General features: G+C 57.4%; 17 protein-coding genes and 1 tRNA gene. 3 read left to right on the forward strand and 15 right to left on the reverse strand.

Translation table 11 applies throughout. The annotated features are described in order from the left end of the window. Nucleotides 1-57: 57 nt before the first annotated feature. On the reverse strand, nt 58-945 hold the full coding sequence (cdhC, locus tag ACYASS_RS14000; RefSeq protein WP_463586570.1) for a 3-dehydrocarnitine:acetyl-CoA trimethylamine transferase CdhC: 888 nt from the start codon (nt 943-945) through the stop codon (nt 58-60). Between the two features lie 249 nt (nt 946-1,194). On the opposite strand from cdhC, the gene ACYASS_RS14005 reads away from it, so the two are divergent. Further along, nucleotides 1,195-2,130: a GlxA family transcriptional regulator gene (locus tag ACYASS_RS14005; RefSeq protein WP_463586571.1), complete on the forward strand. Its 936-nt coding sequence runs from the start codon at nt 1,195-1,197 to the stop codon at nt 2,128-2,130. A gap of 276 nt (nt 2,131-2,406) precedes the next feature. Here ACYASS_RS14005 and ACYASS_RS14010 read toward each other — a convergent pair whose 3' ends face one another. The 9 genes from ACYASS_RS14010 to ACYASS_RS14050 form a co-directional block, all read right to left on the reverse strand. Beyond that, on the reverse strand, nt 2,407-3,933 hold the full coding sequence (locus tag ACYASS_RS14010; RefSeq protein ID WP_463586572.1) for an amidase: 1,527 nt from the start codon (nt 3,931-3,933) through the stop codon (nt 2,407-2,409). A gap of 219 nt (nt 3,934-4,152) precedes the next feature. Further along, complete coding sequence (locus ACYASS_RS14015) at nt 4,153-4,635, reverse strand: hypothetical protein (RefSeq protein WP_243244118.1); 483 nt, start codon at nt 4,633-4,635, stop codon at nt 4,153-4,155. A 56-nt stretch (nt 4,636-4,691) separates the two neighbouring features. Next, entirely contained in the window at nt 4,692-6,674 is a 1,983-nt protein-coding gene (locus ACYASS_RS14020; RefSeq protein WP_463586573.1) for a hypothetical protein, read from the reverse strand. Continuing rightward, a complete protein-coding gene (locus ACYASS_RS14025) occupies nt 6,671-7,381 on the reverse strand; it encodes a PilW family protein (protein WP_463586574.1) in 711 nt (236 codons plus the stop codon). The genes ACYASS_RS14020 and ACYASS_RS14025 overlap by 4 nt, the downstream gene beginning before the upstream one ends. Then, on the reverse strand, nt 7,378-7,791 hold the full coding sequence (locus ACYASS_RS14030; RefSeq protein WP_463586575.1) for a hypothetical protein: 414 nt from the start codon (nt 7,789-7,791) through the stop codon (nt 7,378-7,380). Before ACYASS_RS14030 ends, ACYASS_RS14025 begins: the two co-directional genes overlap by 4 nt. Then, a complete protein-coding gene (locus tag ACYASS_RS14035) occupies nt 7,775-8,236 on the reverse strand; it encodes a pilus assembly FimT family protein (RefSeq protein WP_243244339.1) in 462 nt (153 codons plus the stop codon). Before ACYASS_RS14035 ends, ACYASS_RS14030 begins: the two co-directional genes overlap by 17 nt. After that, nucleotides 8,236-8,694 carry a type IV pilin protein gene (locus tag ACYASS_RS14040; protein ID WP_463586576.1) on the reverse strand — a complete coding sequence of 153 codons (459 nt, stop codon included), beginning with the start codon at nt 8,692-8,694 and terminating at the stop codon, nt 8,236-8,238. Before ACYASS_RS14040 ends, ACYASS_RS14035 begins: the two co-directional genes overlap by 1 nt. Nucleotides 8,695-8,883: 189 nt before the next feature. Then, nucleotides 8,884-9,660: a DUF1828 domain-containing protein gene (locus ACYASS_RS14045; RefSeq protein WP_463586577.1), complete on the reverse strand. Its 777-nt coding sequence runs from the start codon at nt 9,658-9,660 to the stop codon at nt 8,884-8,886. A 123-nt stretch (nt 9,661-9,783) separates the two neighbouring features. After that, nucleotides 9,784-10,176, reverse strand: coding sequence for a hypothetical protein (locus ACYASS_RS14050; RefSeq protein ID WP_463586578.1), 393 nt, complete (start codon nt 10,174-10,176; stop codon nt 9,784-9,786). A gap of 260 nt (nt 10,177-10,436) precedes the next feature. Between ACYASS_RS14050 and ACYASS_RS14055 the strand changes: the two genes are divergently transcribed. After that, nucleotides 10,437-10,994, forward strand: coding sequence for a hypothetical protein (locus ACYASS_RS14055; RefSeq protein WP_463586579.1), 558 nt, complete (start codon nt 10,437-10,439; stop codon nt 10,992-10,994). 241 nt (nt 10,995-11,235) lie between these two features. On the opposite strand, the gene ACYASS_RS14060 is transcribed toward ACYASS_RS14055, so the two are convergent. From ACYASS_RS14060 to ACYASS_RS14080, 5 genes are all read right to left on the reverse strand, one after another. After that, nucleotides 11,236-11,311 (reverse strand) — tRNA-Phe (locus tag ACYASS_RS14060). Nucleotides 11,312-11,412: 101 nt separating this feature from the next. After that, nucleotides 11,413-11,685, reverse strand: coding sequence for an oxidative damage protection protein (locus ACYASS_RS14065; protein WP_027901312.1), 273 nt, complete (start codon nt 11,683-11,685; stop codon nt 11,413-11,415). After that, nucleotides 11,682-12,761: an A/G-specific adenine glycosylase gene (mutY, locus tag ACYASS_RS14070; RefSeq protein ID WP_463586584.1), complete on the reverse strand. Its 1,080-nt coding sequence runs from the start codon at nt 12,759-12,761 to the stop codon at nt 11,682-11,684. The genes ACYASS_RS14065 and mutY overlap by 4 nt, the downstream gene beginning before the upstream one ends. Nucleotides 12,762-12,888: 127 nt before the next feature. After that, the gene (locus tag ACYASS_RS14075) at nt 12,889-15,108 is read right to left on the reverse strand and encodes an AsmA family protein (protein ID WP_463586580.1); all 2,220 of its coding nucleotides are present in this window, start codon (nt 15,106-15,108) and stop codon (nt 12,889-12,891) included. A gap of 79 nt (nt 15,109-15,187) precedes the next feature. After that, entirely contained in the window at nt 15,188-15,616 is a 429-nt protein-coding gene (locus ACYASS_RS14080) for an acetyl-CoA sensor PanZ family protein (RefSeq protein WP_463586581.1), read from the reverse strand. Nucleotides 15,617-15,872: 256 nt separating this feature from the next. On the opposite strand from ACYASS_RS14080, the gene ACYASS_RS14085 reads away from it, so the two are divergent. Continuing rightward, nucleotides 15,873-17,534 (forward strand): OFA family MFS transporter, encoded by a 1,662-nt coding sequence (locus tag ACYASS_RS14085; protein ID WP_243244134.1) that lies wholly within the window; start codon nt 15,873-15,875, stop codon nt 17,532-17,534. Nucleotides 17,535-17,721: the final 187 nt, after the last annotated feature.

Raw genomic sequence — 17,721 nt, forward strand, 5'->3', positions numbered from 1 at the left:
GATCACAGCGACCGGTTCTCGATCGATCGCAGCCTTTTGCAGACCTACAGGTAGTTTTCAGCCGCGCTTGGTCAGGCCCATTTTCACGCGTCCTTCTGCCGGGGTTAGCACCCGGGCACCCAGCCGGGTGAGGATTTCACTGGCACGTTCGACCAATGCTCCATTGCTGGCCAGCACACCGCGATCCAGCCAGATGTTGTCCTCCAGGCCGACCCGCACATTCCCGCCGAGCAACACGGCTTGCGCGGCCATAGGCATTTGCATGCGACCGATGCCGAAACCGGCCCACACCGCATCGGCAGGCAGGTTATCGACCATGGCTTTCATCGTCGTGGTGTCTGCCGGTGCGCCCCAGGGGATACCTAGGCATAGCTGGAACAACGGGTTGTCCAGCAAGCCTTCCTTGATCATCTGCTTGGCGAACCACAGGTGCCCGGTGTCGAAAATCTCCAGCTCCGCCTTCACGCCCAAGTCCTGAATACGTTTGGCGCCTGCGCGCAGTTGCGCCGGGGTCGAGACATAAATCGTGTCGCCATCGCCGAAGTTGAGCGTGCCGCAATCCAGTGTGCAGATTTCCGGCAGCAACTCTTCGACGTGAGCAAGGCGGGTCAGCGGACCGACCAGGTCGGTATTGGGCCCGAACTCCATGGGGCGCTCGCCCGGCCCGATCTCAAGATCGCCACCCATGCCCGCGGTGAGGTTGACGATGATGTCGATGTCCGCCTCGCGAATACGCTCCATCACTTCGCGATACAGCGCTACGTCGCGGCTGAACTTGCCGGTCTGCGGATCTCTAACGTGACAGTGCACGACAGTCGCGCCAGCTTTGGCTGCCTCAACGGCGGCGTCGGCGATCTGTTTGGGCGTGATGGGGACCAAGTGGCTTTTCCCGGTCGTGTCGCCCGCGCCGGTCAATGCGCAGGTGATGATGACGTCGTGGTTCATGAGGCAGGGTTCCTTACAGGCTTGCTTCGCTTTTGATAATGCAAAGCTACGCAGCCATGGCCTCGTGAAAACGCACAGCGGCGACCAGCACTTGCACGGTAGCGACATGGTCTATTGCTGTGTTTATCTAATCGGCGTATTCCAGAAGCGGCGTGAACCAAGGTCTTGTTATGAGCGGGCTCTGCTTGCCGCACGACAGGTCGTCCTGGAGACATATTCCCTGACAGCCCTCTCTACAGAAGCGATTACATGCCCCAAGACTTCTACTTCCTACTGATGCCCGGTTTTTCGGTGATGGGCTTTGTGTCGGCTGTAGAACCGCTGCGCGTGGCTAACCGGTTTGGCGGTGAGCTGTATCGCTGGCATGTGTTGAGTGTTGATGGCGGTGCGGTCATTGGCAGCAATGGCATGTCGGTCAACGCCGACGCCGCGCTGGAGCCGCTGAAGAAAGGGGCAACGCTATGGGTGGTGGCGGGGTTCGAGCCTTTGAGGTTTTGCACGCCGAAAATAGAGCATTGGCTACGACGGCTGGACAGCGAGGGCGTGACGCTGGGCGCTATCGACTCAGGCAGCTTTGTTCTGGCTCAGGCTGGTTTGCTGGATAACCACCGGCTGACCATGCATTGGGAAGCCATTGATGCTTTCAAAGAAACCTGGCCCGGGCTGCAGGTGACGCAGGAGCTATTCGAGATTGATCGACGCCGCATCACCTCTGCCGGTGGGACTGCGTCCATCGACATGATGCTCGACCTGATCGCTCAAGAGCACGGGCCTGAACTGGCAATCAAGGTGTCCGAGCAATTTGTGCTGAGCCGCATCCGCCCGCGCAAAGACCACCAACGCATGCAGATCGCCACGCGCTTCGGCATCAGCAACAAGAAGCTGGTGCAGGTGATTGGTGAAATGGAACAGCACACGGAACCGCCCCTGAGCACCCTGGAATTGGCCGAAGGTATTCAGGTGACACGCCGCCAGCTGGAACGGCTGTTTCGCCTGCACCTCAACGACACACCAAGTAATTTCTACCTCGGTTTGCGTCTGGATAAGGCTCGCCAACTGCTACGTCAGAGCGACATGAGCGTGCTGGAAGTGAGCATCGCCTGCGGTTTTGAATCGCCTTCGTATTTCACACGCAGTTATCGGGCGCGTTTCAGCCGGTGTCCGCGGGAAGACCGCCGTGCGTAATAGGCGCAGCCTGCAATACCTTAGAACCGGAGCTGTGGGAGCAGAGCTTGCTCGCGATAAGAGCACAGCGGTTTGCGGTCATACGACGTTATCGTTCTTCGCGGGCAAGCCTCGCGCTCATCAAACAACATGCAAATTACTGGATTGAAATGCACTGTCTGTAGGAGCTGCCGAAGGCTGCGAAGCATTTATCCCGACAGACCGAGATCGCAGCCTGCGGCAGCTCCACAGGTATGTGATCCAGTATTGGCCGGTCCCGGACCCTGCGTATTTTTATTAAACCGACGATACTTCTGTCGTACCAGTTATTCCGCCTTCACTCGAAGGAGGCGCGGTCACGATGGATTTCAGGTCAATCTTGCTCGTAAGTAACTTGTCGATATCCGGTTTCGGGCGCTTGAGTTCCGGGTTGTCTGCAGTCGCACGTTCGATCTGCTCGCCGCAGGCCAGCAGGTGAGCGTCTGCACGGAACGCGCCCACCACTTGCAGACCAAACGGCATACCCACATGGTCAATGCCGCAAGGCAGCGACAGGGCAGGATTGGTTGCCAGCGTGACGACATAGGTCAGGGCCAGCCAGCGGTAGTAATTCTCCAGTTGCTTGCCGTTGATGCTTTTCAGGTAAAGGTCGTTCCATGGGAAAGGGGAGACCGGGGTCGTCGGCGACAGGATCAGGTCGTAGTCTTCGAACAGCGCCTGGAAGCGGCGATAGATGCGGGTTTGTTCGGTGGCGGCCCAGGCGCAGTCTTCCAGAGTCATGCGCATGCCCATTTCGTAATTGGCACGTGGGTTTTCGCCCAGAGAGTTCGGGTCACGCAGATAGGCGTCACGCGTTCCGGCGACGAAGCTCTCGGCGCGTAATATGTCAAAGCAGCGATCTGTTTCGCCCAACTGCATGGGGATTTCATCGCAACTGCGGAAGAGTGGGCGTAGCGCGGCGATTTTGCGACGGAACACTTGGCGAATATCGTCATCGACATCGCAGCAACCGAAGTCTTCTGTGTAGCCAACCCGCAAGGTGCCGAGATCCACGTCAGGCAGGGCGCTGAACAAGGTTTTGTCGACTTCATAACTCAAGGGTTCGCTGACGTGAAAACCGGCTGTGGCTTGCAGTTGCAGCAGGGTATCGGCCACCGTGCGTCCCATGGGGCCGACAACCGAGATGGGCGTCCAGCCCAACAGGCGTCGCTCGCTGGGTACCAGCCCGGGAGAAGGGCGTAAGCCCACAACGCCGCATTTCGCGGCCGGGATGCGTAATGAGCCACCCGTGTCGGAGCCGCTGCACAAGGGCAGCATGTCAGTGGCCAGCGCCGCCGCCGAGCCGCCGGAAGAACCGCCTGCGTTCAGAGCGGGGTTGAACGGGTTACCCGTTGCGCCCCAGACGTCATTACGCGTGTTGGCACCTGCGCCCATTTCCGGCACGTTGGTTTTACCGGTGACAATGCCTCCGGCCGCACGCAGTCTCGCAACCAGCGTGTTGTCTTTGGCCGGAACGTTATTGCGATAGAGAGGTGACCCGTAGGTGGTCAGCAGTCCTGCGGTGGCTTCCAGATCCTTGATGCCGATGGGCAAGCCATGCAACAAACCCAAGGGTTGACCCGAAAGCACTGCCTGCTCCGCATCACGAGCCTGTTGCCGGGCTTGATCAAAGCATGTGGCGGTGACCGCATTGACGTAAGGATTAACCCGCTCGATGCGCTCTATGCACGCGTCCATCAATTCCACAGGGGAAATCTGTTTGCTGCCTATCAGGCGGCGCAGCTCAACGGCGGTTTTTTCCACAAGCTCATCGGGACGGGGCATTCGAGATACCTGGCAACAGTGATTGTTGCCTCGAATCTAGATCAGTCCGAGGCTTGCCACAATTTCAAGTTTTCGAATGTTTTATTGCTGTTTTGGCATGGGTTGTTGGTTCGGTGCGAGACTGCTGTAGGGGCTGGCGAAGGCTGCGAAAGCATTTCTTCTGGTGCACCGAGATCGCAGCCTTCGGCAGCTCCTACAAAACCCTGCACTGAATACGGATCACGAAGCCTTCTGGTCCCGAACCATCAGCAATCGTGACGCTTCGTTATAGTCCGCCTGGAACGCAGGGCTGCCGATCCATTCGATGGCCGTGTCTTCGTCCTCGTCAAAGAACATCGCGCGGTAGGTAATCAACAGGCCCATCATGAAATCAGTGGCTTGTTCTTCGTCCTCTTCGGCAATGACCAATGCCAGCACGGGGTACTGCAGGAATACGGCGCACATTGCCAACTGGCTGATGGCCTGAGCGGCTTTCATGGTCTGGAACAGGTCGTCGAAGTCGGCCGGGTCGAAACCGTTTTCCACGATGTCCTTGAAGTCGAAGGTGCTCAGATCGAGTTCGACATCATCGAAGGGCTGGTCAACCAGCGGCGAAGCGAAGACCGGGTGCACCACTTTTTTGCCGGGCTTTTGCGAACGATTTTGCTTGGCCTTGGCTTTCGCCCGTTGAGCGCGTTTTTGCTGCTTGTCTGGCGAAGCCACCGATGAATTCCTGATCTTGAAGTTGAGTTACCGAGACGAGCCTTGCGCTGCCCGCATCACAAATAGCGCGACCACTTTACTGCGACAGTCGTCCCAGTGGAACCCGTGCAGTTACTGGTGCAGGCTGGCTGCCCCCTCGCAGGTATCTGTCCGGGCACATAGGTATCTGGCAGATTGCTCAGGTCGATCAGCGTTGAGCCTCCCCAGGCATTTGCGGGCGTAGCCCCTTGAGCCGCAGCTGTGACATAGCCGTGCACGGTACTGCTGCCCTCGGTAAGGAACACATCTCCAGCCACGATACTGCCGTAAACCACGCTTGAGGAACCGAGCGTGATCGCACCTCCGGAAAACACGCCATTCGTGAAACTGCCATCCAGATAACCAACGTTACCCAAGGCATTGGATATCAGCTTGGCGCCAGCCGTGTCGCAGAAGTTGGTCGGGTACATGCCGGCGAAGTCGTTCGTTGAGTCCTTCAGAAACTTGTTGGTGCAGACGACTTTGTAGCCTGCGTAGTTCAGCGCGTACAGGACGTGGGCACCACTGGTGGCGATATTGCCTGTAGCAACGACAGTGTTGTAGTACTCGCCGTTGCTCATTTGCAGATTGCCCTTGAACCACAGTGCACCGGGTGCCAGGTTCTTGCCTGAAACAGTCCATGTGCCGTTGGCGTAAGTGATACATCCGTTGTAAGTCGACTGACCCTGGCAAAGCGTGCGGGTGGTTGAGTCAGGAGCAGCGGGCGATGTGCAGTTGTTCGAGCTGTCGACGTTCTTGCACAGGAAGTCGTTGTAGCCCCTGTTGTTCTGTTGGGGGTAATTGCCCAGATAGTAAATTCCGTTGGTCAGCCCGTTGATGTTCTGGACCGTGACCTGCCTTTTGCCGTTCACATACTCAAATACATAGTTCGAGGCGTCCTTGAAGTCATAGGCATCAACCTTGACGGTGTTGTCGACCTTTGCAGTAAGTGGCGTAAACAGCGTCACCGTTACATCGGTCGGGGCAACCACTGCGGTCGTATTCGGGCAGTTACTGATGCTTTTGGCTTTGATGGTGCCTTGAGGAAACCAGTAAGGGCTTGGGCAAGTTACATTGGCTTTGCTATTGATGCGGTTGATGCTTGGCCAGCTAGTAACGGTAACGTCGCCAACCGCGTTGGCCTCAGTTGTTGTGCCGTTACTTATCGCGATGGTTTTGCCCGCATTCAGCGTCCCTAGCGTTCCGCCCGTCGAGGTGGTGATTTTGCCGAGTGCGTTTGCGGAACCTACTGAGCCGTTGGTAATTGATATATTGCCATTGGTGTAAAGCGTTCCTTGGGAGCCGCCACTGGCTAAAGTGATGTTGCCCAGGGCTGAGCCTTTTTGGGTGCTGGCCGAACCATTGAGTGTAAGCGTTCCATTGGCGAACAACTCGTCAACCTGAATGCCGCCACCGATGACTATATCGCCGCTGGCCTGCAAGGACTGTAAGCCCGTGACGGAGCCGCTCAGGTTGGCGTCACCCTTTACCGAGAGCTTCGCATCAGGATTGCCTTTGAAGGTGATCGATCCGGTCAGGGTAAGCGGCTTGCCTATGTCGACGACGCCGTTCGGTGTAATCACGCCTGCGGCCGACGCGAATTTCACGTTATAGAAAACCTGCAACGTCGCGGTCGCACCCGCGGCACCGTTATTGCCTGCTGCCGATGAAATATTGAAGCCGATGATGCCGGTCGCTTTGACGTAAGGCTCTGAAACGCTAATCGTCAGCCCGTTGATATTGCTCGCCAGGTTACCGGTAAGCGCAACCAGGCGATCCTCGGGTTGTGTCTGGCTGGCGATGTCCAGCAAGTAGAGGCGCACCAGCTCCACACCTTCCCATGCTCTGGACTCGGCCGGCACCGCCGCATGGCTTGCCATCTGCTGGTCTTGAGCGCTGCGGATGCCATACACCATACCCATGGCTGTTACGGTCATCGCCATGCCGGTGAGCAGCATGACAAGCGTGGTCGCCATGCCCCGCTGGCGTGCTCTGGATTTGAGGCCGGCGCTGGAGATCATGAGGCACTCGGTTTTTCAAGGTTGGGCAGGCACGTGGTGCTTTTACTTTTGACGTAAGCAGGCTGTGGCTCGCTGCTGTTGATGTCTATCGTGCTCGTGCTGGCGGTCATCATGACTTGCAGACGGTTGACGGTTGCGTCGGCGGTTTTCCCAAAGGGCCAGCAGGGTGCGTAGAACACCGAGAAAAACGCTGCGGGTTGATTCGTTTCAATCAGCGCAATACTGGTCCATGTCGTAGTGCCCCACTGCGATACCAGCGAGCAGTTAGTGCCGCCTTGCAGGCGCAGAAGGCTTCCTGTTTCCTTGCCGCTATCTTTCTTCATCAGCAATCCGGAGCAGATGGCGCTGCCGGTTGCGGTGGGCTTGTAGGTCCAGACCATGGCATTGCCCGTTGCGGGAGCCGTCGACGTGACGGCATTGAACGCACGGGGTGTTCCTGTCAGTGTGCCGTTGCTCAGATTTGCGTCGTTAAGCAAGATGATCTGCACAGGGTTGGCATCCACCCGAAAACCAGCATTCAACAACTCACGCTGCGCCGTTAGTACGGCTGCGGCAATCTGGCCGTCTTGTCGGGAGTCCTGGATGGACTGTACGGACACGCCGATCAGGTTTTTGTACAGCGAGAGCAGCGCCAGAATGCTGATCATCGAGAGGCTGACACCGACCAGCAGGCTGACCAGGTTAAAACCGCGCTGTGTACGTTTCATGTCTCGTCGCCGACGCGAATCACGCCACCGAACAGCGCGCTGTCAGAGGTGCGGGTCGTGAGTACCACGGTGCCTAGCGAAGTACCGCCCGTGACTGTGCGCCCGCCGATGGTTACGGCTGATGCGGCGGTGCAGGCGACATCCAGATTGATGGCGTTGGTTTGCGTTGGCAGGGTAATAGTCGCCAGCGAGGCATTGGTGCACAGTGCCTTGCCATTGAGCGCAAGCAGATTGCGCATCTGACTGACTGCGACGTTTTGCAGCTTCATGTCGCGCTGGGTTTTGGTCGCTCGCGATGACGCGTAGCTGATGCCCAAACCTATGATCGACATGAGGACAATGCCGATCAGTGATTCCATGAGTATGTCGCCGCGTTCCTTGCGCCCGTTACCGCTAAATGATCGGGACATTGAAGGTGCTCTCGCTGCCTGCCGTAACGTCGATGCTGGCGGTGGTGCAGGCATTGCCGCCCGCGACGGGCAAGCCGCGACTATTGAAGGCCACGCAGGAAACATCCGAACCGCCCACCTTGACCCCGACGGAGGAGGGCAGTTGTGCGGTCCATAGCGGTGTTGCGCTGGAGGTGCAGTCCACGCTGGTAGCCATTTTGAATAGCTTCAGCGTCTGGCCTGAGCGGCACAGGGCGGCGGCGGCCACATCATCACGGGCGCCTTCCGGGTTACGCAGTGCGGTGGCCTTGGCGCGGCTGATGCCTTGTTTCAGTACCCCGGCAGCCTCGCGCTGCTTGGCGCTATCGCTCCACGCTTTGGTGAAGGGCGCGCCAATGGCCAGCAAGATGCCGAAAATAGCGATGGTGATCATCAACTCGATCAGCGTGAAACCCTTTGCGCGCATCACAGCCACGCGCCGTTGTAAGGGCTGCAACTGGCCACCGCACGGATATTGTCTTGAGTCAGGGTGATACTGCAGCCATTGACCTTGCCGCTGTTGCCCAGGGCTTCCAGCTTGTAGGTGGAGTTGGTCGACGTCACGATCTTGTAGGTGAAGGAATCGGACTGGCTTGGCTGCCAGGCGGCCGACGTGCAGCCAGTGCTGCCTGTGGTCGCCACACACTTTGTGTCTGCGGTGGTGCTGGACGTTGTTGTCCCGTAAACCAGTTGGCGCTGGAAACGGTTTTCCATGACCAGGCTCAGTGCGGCCAGGTCAGCCTGAGCCGATTTGATTTTGCTCTTGGTGACATAGCTGTCGTAGGCGGGGAATGCGATGCCAGCCAGGATGCCGACAATGGCTACGGTGATGAGCAGCTCGATCAGCGTAAAACCAGAAGACTTGCTCGCGCCTGAAGCACGCATACGAAAACCGCCAAGGGGAACTAAAGTATTAATGCGATATTACTATGCCATGCCACATGCCGTGAACCGGCGTGGATCAATGGCTGGACGGATCCGATGACCGGTCGTCGGATGTTGTGAGGGGCCAACCAGGCGCGCACGGGACTGAGTCGCTTGCGGTGGGTGAATATACAGGCTGCGGATTGCTGCTCAAGCGCTGAGGCGGTGCTGGATTTTCTGCTTTATCGCGTCAGTATCATGAATCGTTGCGACTACATCATTCGCAGCGTTGAGCAGTCGACGTTTATCGGATTTGGGGATTTCCTCAATATTGGAGCAGATCACCATCGAATCAAAACGGTGCCCGGTTTTTTGCAAATGCTGGAGGATGATTGTCGCGAGCATTGCCTTTTCTTTTGTATTCACTCCAAAGACGTACGGCGGTCTGCCCGTCGTGTGGATGTAGTAGTCGACCGGATAGCTCTCACCATTGGGAATCTCCGGGACCAAGTATCCCTCTTCAAGAATCGCAGCGGACAGAAAGCTATTCAATATTGCCCTTAGGTCGTCATGGAATGTCGATTCAATTCGAGTTCGAGTCCACAAGCCAATGTCTTCGATTCGGGTTAGCCCCTGTCCAAAGGTGAAAAGACCTCGAAGCAGGACGTCAGCAGGCACCTCCACATAAACTTCGCCATCATCCTCTGATAAGCCACCCTCATTCAGGATGGTTTGTAGAAGTTGACCTCTAGCGCCGGAGAAGAGTCTGCTCAGATCATTTTCATAACTGAGCTTCATCATGGTTGTCCCCATATCTGAAATTCGCCAGCCAGCTGTCGTTTGGCCAAGGTAAGCCATGATTTGATCGCCATCTCGTGCTGACATTGGCAGCGCAATCACTACCTGTCCTTCAGGCATGTTTACCCGCACGTCCTGGCAGAATGTATTGCAAAGCAGTTTTTGCAGGGCGGTGATGTCGATAGTCATTCCAGGCCAAGGCTCATTTGGTTTTTGTCAGCTGTTTGATTGTCGTCTTCTTCGGCGGGGCTGCAAAGCTTCAGTCCAGAGATGTTGCAGTCCGCAATGATCGCGCTGACGGCGCCGTCCAGATCAAGGTAGCGGTGCGTGCTTTGCGCAAAATGCTCCGCTTTTCTTCCGGCGACCATGTACCGCTCGGTGGCTTTGTGAATATGGCAGGAAAAAATCGGATCGGCTCCCGTCAAGCGGGTTGTAGTGCGAGTGGTCACTGCCGTTGTAGCGACTGAGCCTTATTTTCTCGCCACCGGGATGGTAATAGAGCAGTCCGCACGAAAAACCATTCTTCAGGTGCTGGTTTTGTCTGAGGAACAGCGGAAAGCGGTTTGCGCTGTCTTCGGACTCGACTGAAAAATTGCGTTGCCTGGAGCCTCTCTGCTCTTTCCAGCGCGCTGCGGGTGTCGTCACCCGCTTGGGTTCAGATAAAAGCCGTTCAATTTGTTCATCGGTCAGTATCAGATCGCCCATCTACCCGTTCTCGAGTTGGGCGCGAGGGGAGGCAGGCCTGGAGCTTGCACGTTCTCAATTGCGCCAAAACGCTAATTGTGAAGAGGAGGGGGGAGTGTTTCTGTCAGGCGAATCCGTTTTTCATGAACGGCATTTCCAGTAAGTGCATAGCCGTTTCGCGATTTGATTCAGGAGCGATCCCGATAAAGAAAGTATTCAGCGATACGTTGGGCTACTGTTACTCGCGAAAAATTCACTGACGCAAATCTTCAAGGATTGAAATGAAAGCCACATCGCTTGTGTTGTTCGCCTTTCTCCTGCTCTGCGGTTGCACCACGCCGCTAACCTCCGACATGTCTAGCCCGTCGATTGCCGAAACCAAAACGGTGGTGTTCGGCGGCAAGACGTTCGTCCTGAAATTCCAGAAGCCGGGTTTGTGGGAGTATTTCCCGCCAGAGGAAAGCATGGATGCCTGGACTGAAATGGTGGACTTTACCGTCGTCCCTCGCGAGATGAATCGCTTCAAACCCCTCGACCTCGCCAAACGCGCCATCCAGCTTCATCAGCAGGAAAACCCGAACATGCCGGCAGTCCTGCTGACCGACAATAGAACCGGGATCGATTACGCGATGATGTTTTATCCCAAATCATTGCGTAAAGACGGGCAGTTCTCGGAGATCAGCTATTTCAAGTATTACAGGGACGGCACCACCGGCCAGACCATCATCTTTCACTTTGCCAGGAATATTCCAAAACCGGGCAACCCCTCTGCCAGCGCAGCAGAGATGGGCCAGGAGATTCCGCCGCTGATGGAAGCATTCCCGCTTTACCGGCCGTAATGCCACTGAGCGGGCAGCACGAATCGATTCGAAGGCGGTGATCGCCCGCAAAGCGTCTGAAAGGTTTTGGATTTGAAGGGTGTTGCAGGAGGAGCGATATGGAGGCGACTCCTCCAGCCACACCCGGCACACAACGTCCTGCCAGGACTCGTCACGCTTTGTACGCCTTCGGAACGCAGCCTGAAGGTCCTGAAACTAAAAAACCCCTGATACCTTGCGGTATCAGGGGTTTCGGTATTAGTGGTGCCCAGAGACGGAATCGAACCGCCGACACGGGGATTTTCAATCCCCTGCTCTACCGACTGAGCTATCTGGGCAACGGGGCGCATTAGACGTGTTTTTCAGGGGGTCGTCAAGCATGTTTTTAAAAAAATCTGAATTATTACCGTTGCTTACGACCCGAACTGCTTGAAACGCTTTATTTCTCGGGGGGAACGTAACCTTCCGCCTGAGCGTATTCCTCGCCGGACAGGAACTTGTCCATCTGGGTCTGGAGGAATTTGCGATCTTCGGCATTCATCATGTTCAGACGCTTTTCGTTGATCAGCAGGGTCTGGTGTTTCTGCCAGTCGGCCCAGGCTTTCTGTGAAACGTGATTGAAGATGTCTTCACCTTTGGCGCCAGGGTAAGGGGCGCGCTCCAGGCCTGGCAGTTCTTCTTTGTACTTGCGGCACATTACGGTGCGGGTCATGACGACTCTCCTGCATTCAATACGTCGGCTGCGCGTTTCAGCAGCTTCTTCACCGGGGCAGCAAGGCCCAGGCGCGGCGGGGTGGCGAGGTTATACCAGAGCCAGTCGGCCTCGGCCACGTGATGAGCAGACTCCTCGACCCTGACAAGCCAGGGCTCGATGCTCAGTTGAAAGTGACTGAAGGTATGGATCAGCCCCGGCAGTTCCTGATGTTGGCCCAGCTCCAGCGAGTGTTGCACTGCCAGATGCTGAAGATCCTCGAAGTCGTCCAGCTCCGGCAAGCTCCACAAGCCGCCCCACAGGCCGGTAGACGGACGGCGATAAAGCAGAATCGCGCCGTCACGGTTGGCAAGCATTGGCATGAGTGTGCGCTTTTGCGGGACTTCCTTGCGCGGCTTGGGGATGGGGTAGCGGGTTTCCAGACCCAGCAGATGCGCTTCGCAGCCAGATTCCAGCGGGCATAGCAGACAGCTTGGTTTACTGCGAGTGCATAGCGTGGCGCCCAGATCCATCATTGCCTGGGTGTAGTTGTTCACCCGGGCATGTGGCGTGAAGCGCTCTGCGGTGGCCCACAGCTGTTTTGCGACCTTCGGCTCGCCCGGGTAACCCTCCTGTGCCGTGAAACGCGCCAGAACGCGTTTCACGTTGCCGTCGAGGATCGGCGCTCGCAAACCCATGCTCAAACTGGCGATGGCCCCGGCAGTCGACAGGCCGATGCCGGGAAGCAAGATCAGTTTTTCTACATCGCGGGGGAATTCACCGTCGTGATCGGCAACCACTATTTTTGCGGTTTTCTGCAGGTTGCGCGCCCGGGTGTAGTAACCCAGGCCGGTCCACAGATGCAGCACTTCGTCTTCAGGCGCTTCGGCCAATGCCTGTACGGTGGGTAGGGCGTCCATGAAGCGGTCGAAATAATTCAGTACGGTGCTGACCTGCGTTTGCTGCAGCATGATTTCCGACACCCACACCCGGTATGGCGTGATGCCTTGCTGCCAGGGCAGATTGTGTCGCCCGTGGCGGTCGTACCAATCAAGCACAGCGCTGGAGAATTGCTCGGGTTGCCTGGGTGATCCTATATGTGAATGGTTGGCTTAAAGCGACTGTTGGTGTGAGCTTGCTCGCGATGGCGTTGGGACTGTTGATTATTCTTCGCCTGTCAGCATCGAATCGCGAGCAAGCTCACTCCTACAGGAGGTTTCGCTCTTAACGTTTGAAAAGGCCGCGCAGGGCGTCTTTAAGTTCTGGGCTGACTTTATCGCCGAGCTTCTCTTCGATCTTCTCGCCGAGCTTGTCGCCCGCCATTTTCGCGGCGACCTGGCCTAGGCCTTCCTTGTCGAGACGACAAGCTTTGGCGCCCAGTTCCAATGGGCCGCGGCACTGTACAGGCCACTCGATACCGACATAGCGCGGGTTGACCTCGCAGGCCGGGTCGGGCATCTCGGTTTTGTCGCCTTCGATGATGACTCCGACGTGGTAGTTCATGCCCAACACTCGCAGGTCCACATCTCCGTTGCCGTTGACGGTCAGGCCGGGTATTTGCACCTTGAGGTCCGGGTTGCTGGCTACACCATTGCGGAAAGTCAGATTTCCGTTGAGCTGGCGGAAAGGTGTGTCTTTGCCGCGAGGTTCGCCGCTGAGCGTCTTGCGGTTAAGAATCGAGATGCCCTGACAAAGCTGCTGTTCAAGGTTCGCATTGACCAGCACGCCATTGTTGAGCATGAAGCTGGCGGTGCCGTTCAGGCTGTCGATCAGCGCTTTTTCGCTGTTGCCCTTGCCGGTCAGATCGCTGTTGAGGGTCAGCAGGCCTTTGACGGGTGGAGTTTGATCCTGACTTTGCAGGAAGCGCTCGACCGGCACCTTGTTGATGCGCGTCTGGACGCTCATCAGAGGAACGTCCGGGCGCACATCAAGATTGCCTTTGACGTCGAAGTTGCCGTTGTAAAGATCACCACGCAGGCTGTCGACTTTGACCACGCCATTCAGGGCCTGGGTTTTCAACACGGCGTTCTGGATCTGCAGTTTTTCAACGGTCAATGCGCCGAAGCTGACGTCTGCATCGACATCAAGTTTGCGCATGCGCTCCAGTGGCAGGAGTTTTTCGGTGCTCCAGGCGGCCTTGGTCGGTTGCTCCGGCAGAGGCGTGGTGCCTGCGCCTGCCACTGCGGCTGCTTCACTGTTTTGCACTTCAGATTTGCGTGCTGCACTCGCGCCTTTTTTCTCTTCGCTTTCGGCTGGGCGATAGCGGTCGGCATTGAAGGTGTCAGCCTTGAGTTGCAGGCGCAGCGCCTGCTTGGCGAAGTCTTCCACGGCAACGCGGCCGGTGAAGGTGCTGTCGTCGACTTTCAGGTTGAGCTCATCAAAAGCAGCGCTGTTAGGCGTGGCGTTGATGCGCGTGATCATCTCGACTTTACTCAGGCTGCCTTCGCCCATCGCCGGGATTGGCTGGCCGATGCTATCGAGGAAGGTTCGCAGATCAAACTGGGCCACGGAGAGCGCACCAGTGATCTGTGGCGTCTTGTCCAGGTCCCGGGCGCGGAAGTCGCCAAGAGCACGTAACTGGTTCGCAGACAGCTTCATGTTGGTCCATTCGGCGACATTCGCGGCCAGATCGACCAGTAATTGCCCTTGAGCAGCGAAGGTCACGGTCTTGCCCTGGAGTGGCTCACCCGAGGCTTCACCTGACAAACGCATGTCACCAAACTGATAACGCTTGAGTGCGCGGTCCAGGCGCAGCTGGCCGACCAGTTCGGTCTTGGCACGCATGACTGGCTGGGTTGTGCCCAGAAATGCTGTCAGCTTGATCGGGATGTCAGCGCCTTCATGAACGGCGCCGGTGCTAAGCTGGATGCTCTCGGCCGTGAACGACTGGCCTTTGCGTGCATCGACATAATCTACCCGCGCGTTATTCACGGTCAGGCTGTCGATATCGAGCTTGATCGGCTGGGAAGGCTTGTCTGGTTTGGGCGCTGGAGTCTGTTCGCCATCGGCGGGTGCGGGTGTGGCAGCCACGTCCGACGCAGCAGGCTTGCCAATGTCTTCCCAGTTGCCATGACCGTTTTCATCGCGGCTCAGGCTGAGGTTGAGGCCTTCGACCCGGACGTCACTCATCTGTACTTCGCGACGCAGCAGCGGCAGTACGCGAACGGACAACCCCAGCATTTGCAGATCGGCAAAAGGCTTGGTCGGGTTGTTCAAGGTCGCAACGCTGGCTTCGTGCAGCTCCAGACCGAGCCACGGGAAGAGGCTCCAGCCGATGTCCCCGTTAAGTGTCAGTTCAACGTGCGCCTTGTCGCGCGCCAGTTGGCGAATCTCGTCTTTATAGTCGTTGGGATCAAACAGATGGGTCAGGGCGAAGCCGAGAGCCACGATGATCAGCAACAGCCCGAGAACAAAAAGTCCCAGGATTTTGCCGAACGCTTTCATGGGCGAGTCCTTGTAGTCGAACGTTCAAAATTTGCCCGCGAGTATAACCTCCTCACGCAGGTGCAGGGTTTTGGATGCCTCAAGCCTGGCCTCGTTCAGCATTTTGGGCTTGAAAGAGTACAAGTGGCACCTGAAGACTGGCCGCCAGAGCCTGGACTTCGGGAGGTTCGGCGGTTGCCAGCAAGCGTAGCTCGCAACCCGCCTGACGGGCTGATTTCTGCACTTCGCTGATCAGTTGCCCGGCGAAGCCTCTGCGGCGAGTCGGGTTGCGTACGCACAAGTGCGATAGCTCCCAGACCTTCGCGTGACGTTGCACAAGAGCACAACCTAACAGTCGATCGTTTAGCCTGGCGGCAACGAAGGCACCCTGTTCAAGGCCATTTTCGATCAGTTGCACCGCATCATTAAAAGGCGGGAACAGCCAGGCGGGTGCATCACGGTAGATCTTCTGTAAATCCACCTGGTCCTGATAACTAGCCGACTGAAGAAACTCAACGACGATAGGCATGAAATGTCCTCTGGCGACGGGCGGCATGGACAATTGTGCCCTAAACACGCGAGTCGTAGCGCTGACGTCAAAAAAAGTGATGTCAAAGCGCCTTTTTTTAATTGACAGATGATAATCTCGCGCCGTTCGCTAATCCGGTGCGTCGATTTGTCACGTATTCGGGAACTCTGCCGATAAAACGGTCGTTGCCTACGCGCACGGAGGCTGTGGGTGGAACGTAGACACCTTGTGAGCTTCTTTTTCTGGGGATAAAACAATGAGTACAAGCACTGCGTTGGGCGGTTCACCCGCACAGCCTGCGTTCTTGTCCAAAGAACGCATCATCGCCAAGCCAGGTTTCAACCGCTGGCTGGTACCACCGGCAGCATTGGCTATTCACCTGTGCATCGGCATGGCGTATGGCTTCTCCGTGTTCTGGCTGCCGTTGTCCAAGGCAGTTGGCATCAAGGCTCCAGTAGCCTGTGCACCTGACATGAGCTTCTTCGCACAGATTTTCTCGTCTGCCTGCGACTGGCCCATCTCCATGCTGGGCTGGATCTACACCCTGTTCTTCATCTTCCTGGGTTGCTCGGCTGCCATCTGGGGTGGCTGGCTGGAACACGCAGGCCCGCGCAAGGCTGGTGTGGTATCGGCTCTGTGCTGGTGCGGCGGTCTGCTGATATCTGCCTTGGGGATTTATACCCACCAGATATGGCTGATGTGGGTCGGCTCCGGTGTGATCGGCGGTATCGGTCTCGGGCTGGGCTATATCTCGCCGGTTTCGACCCTGATCAAGTGGTTCCCGGACAAGCGCGGCATGGCTACCGGCATGGCAATCATGGGTTTCGGTGGCGGCGCGATGGTTGGTGCTCCGCTGGCTGCAGCGCTGATGAACCATTTCGCTTCGCCTGAAGGCGTGGGCGTCTGGCAGAGCTTCGTGGTAATGGCGGTGATCTACTTCATCTTCATGATCGGTGGCGCACTGTCTTACCGCGTTCCGCCAACTGGCTGGAAACCGGAAGGCTGGACTGCTCCGGTCAAGAAAGCCAACAACGCGATGATCACCAACCGTCACGTACACGTGAACGTGGCCTGGAAAACACCGCAATTCCGTCTGGTATGGCTGGTGCTGTGCCTGAACGTTTCGGCAGGTATCGGTATTCTGGGAATGGCTTCGCCGCTGCTGCAGGAAGTGTTCGCCGGTAAGCTGTTGGGCCTCGACCTGGCGTTCAACCAGCTTGACGCTGTTCAGTTGGGCCAGATCGCCGCCATCGCTGCGGGCTTCACCGGTCTGTTGAGTCTGTTCAACATCGGTGGTCGCTTCTTCTGGGCTTCGTTCTCGGATTACCTGGGTCGCAAAAACACCTACTTCGTGTTCTTCGCCTTGGGCTTCCTGCTCTACGCGCTGGTACCAAGTCTGAGCCACATGGGCAGCGTCGCGCTGTTCGTAGCGGCCTTCTGCGTAATCCTGTCGATGTACGGCGGTGGTTTCGCAACCGTTCCGGCCTACCTGGCTGACCTGTTCGGCACCCAAATGGTTGGCGCGATCCACGGTCGTCTGCTGACTGCCTGGGCTGCTGCGGGCATCCTCGGTCCGGTACTGGTCAACTACTTGCGTGAATATCAGCTGAGCCACGGCGTTGCCCGTGCCGATGCTTACGATATGACCCTGTACATCCTGGCTGGCCTGCTGGTGCTGGGCTTCATCTGCAACCTGCTGGTTCGTCCGGTGGCCGACAAGTACTTCATGACTGATGAAGAACTGGCCGTGGAGCAATCCTACGGTATGGACAAAGGCGCGGATCACACCACTGTTCTTGAGTGGAAAGCAGATCCGGGCAGCAAGCCACTGGCTATCGCCGCCTGGCTGGCAGTAGGCATCCCACTGGCGTGGGGCGTCTGGATCACTCTGCAGAAGACTGCGGTGTTGTTCCACTAAGTAGCTGTAAACCGTCAGGAGCTAACTTGTTAGCGAGGCGGCGGGCTGCGTAATCAGCCAGCCGCCTCTCTGTAGGAGTGGGGGGGGGGGGGGGTGGGGGGGGGGGGGGGGGGCGGGGGTGGGGGGGGGGGGGGGGGGGGGGGGGGGGGGGGGGGGGGGCGGGGTGGGGGGGGTGTTTGTGTGGTGG

Source organism: Pseudomonas sp. HP_14, assembly GCF_055283875.1.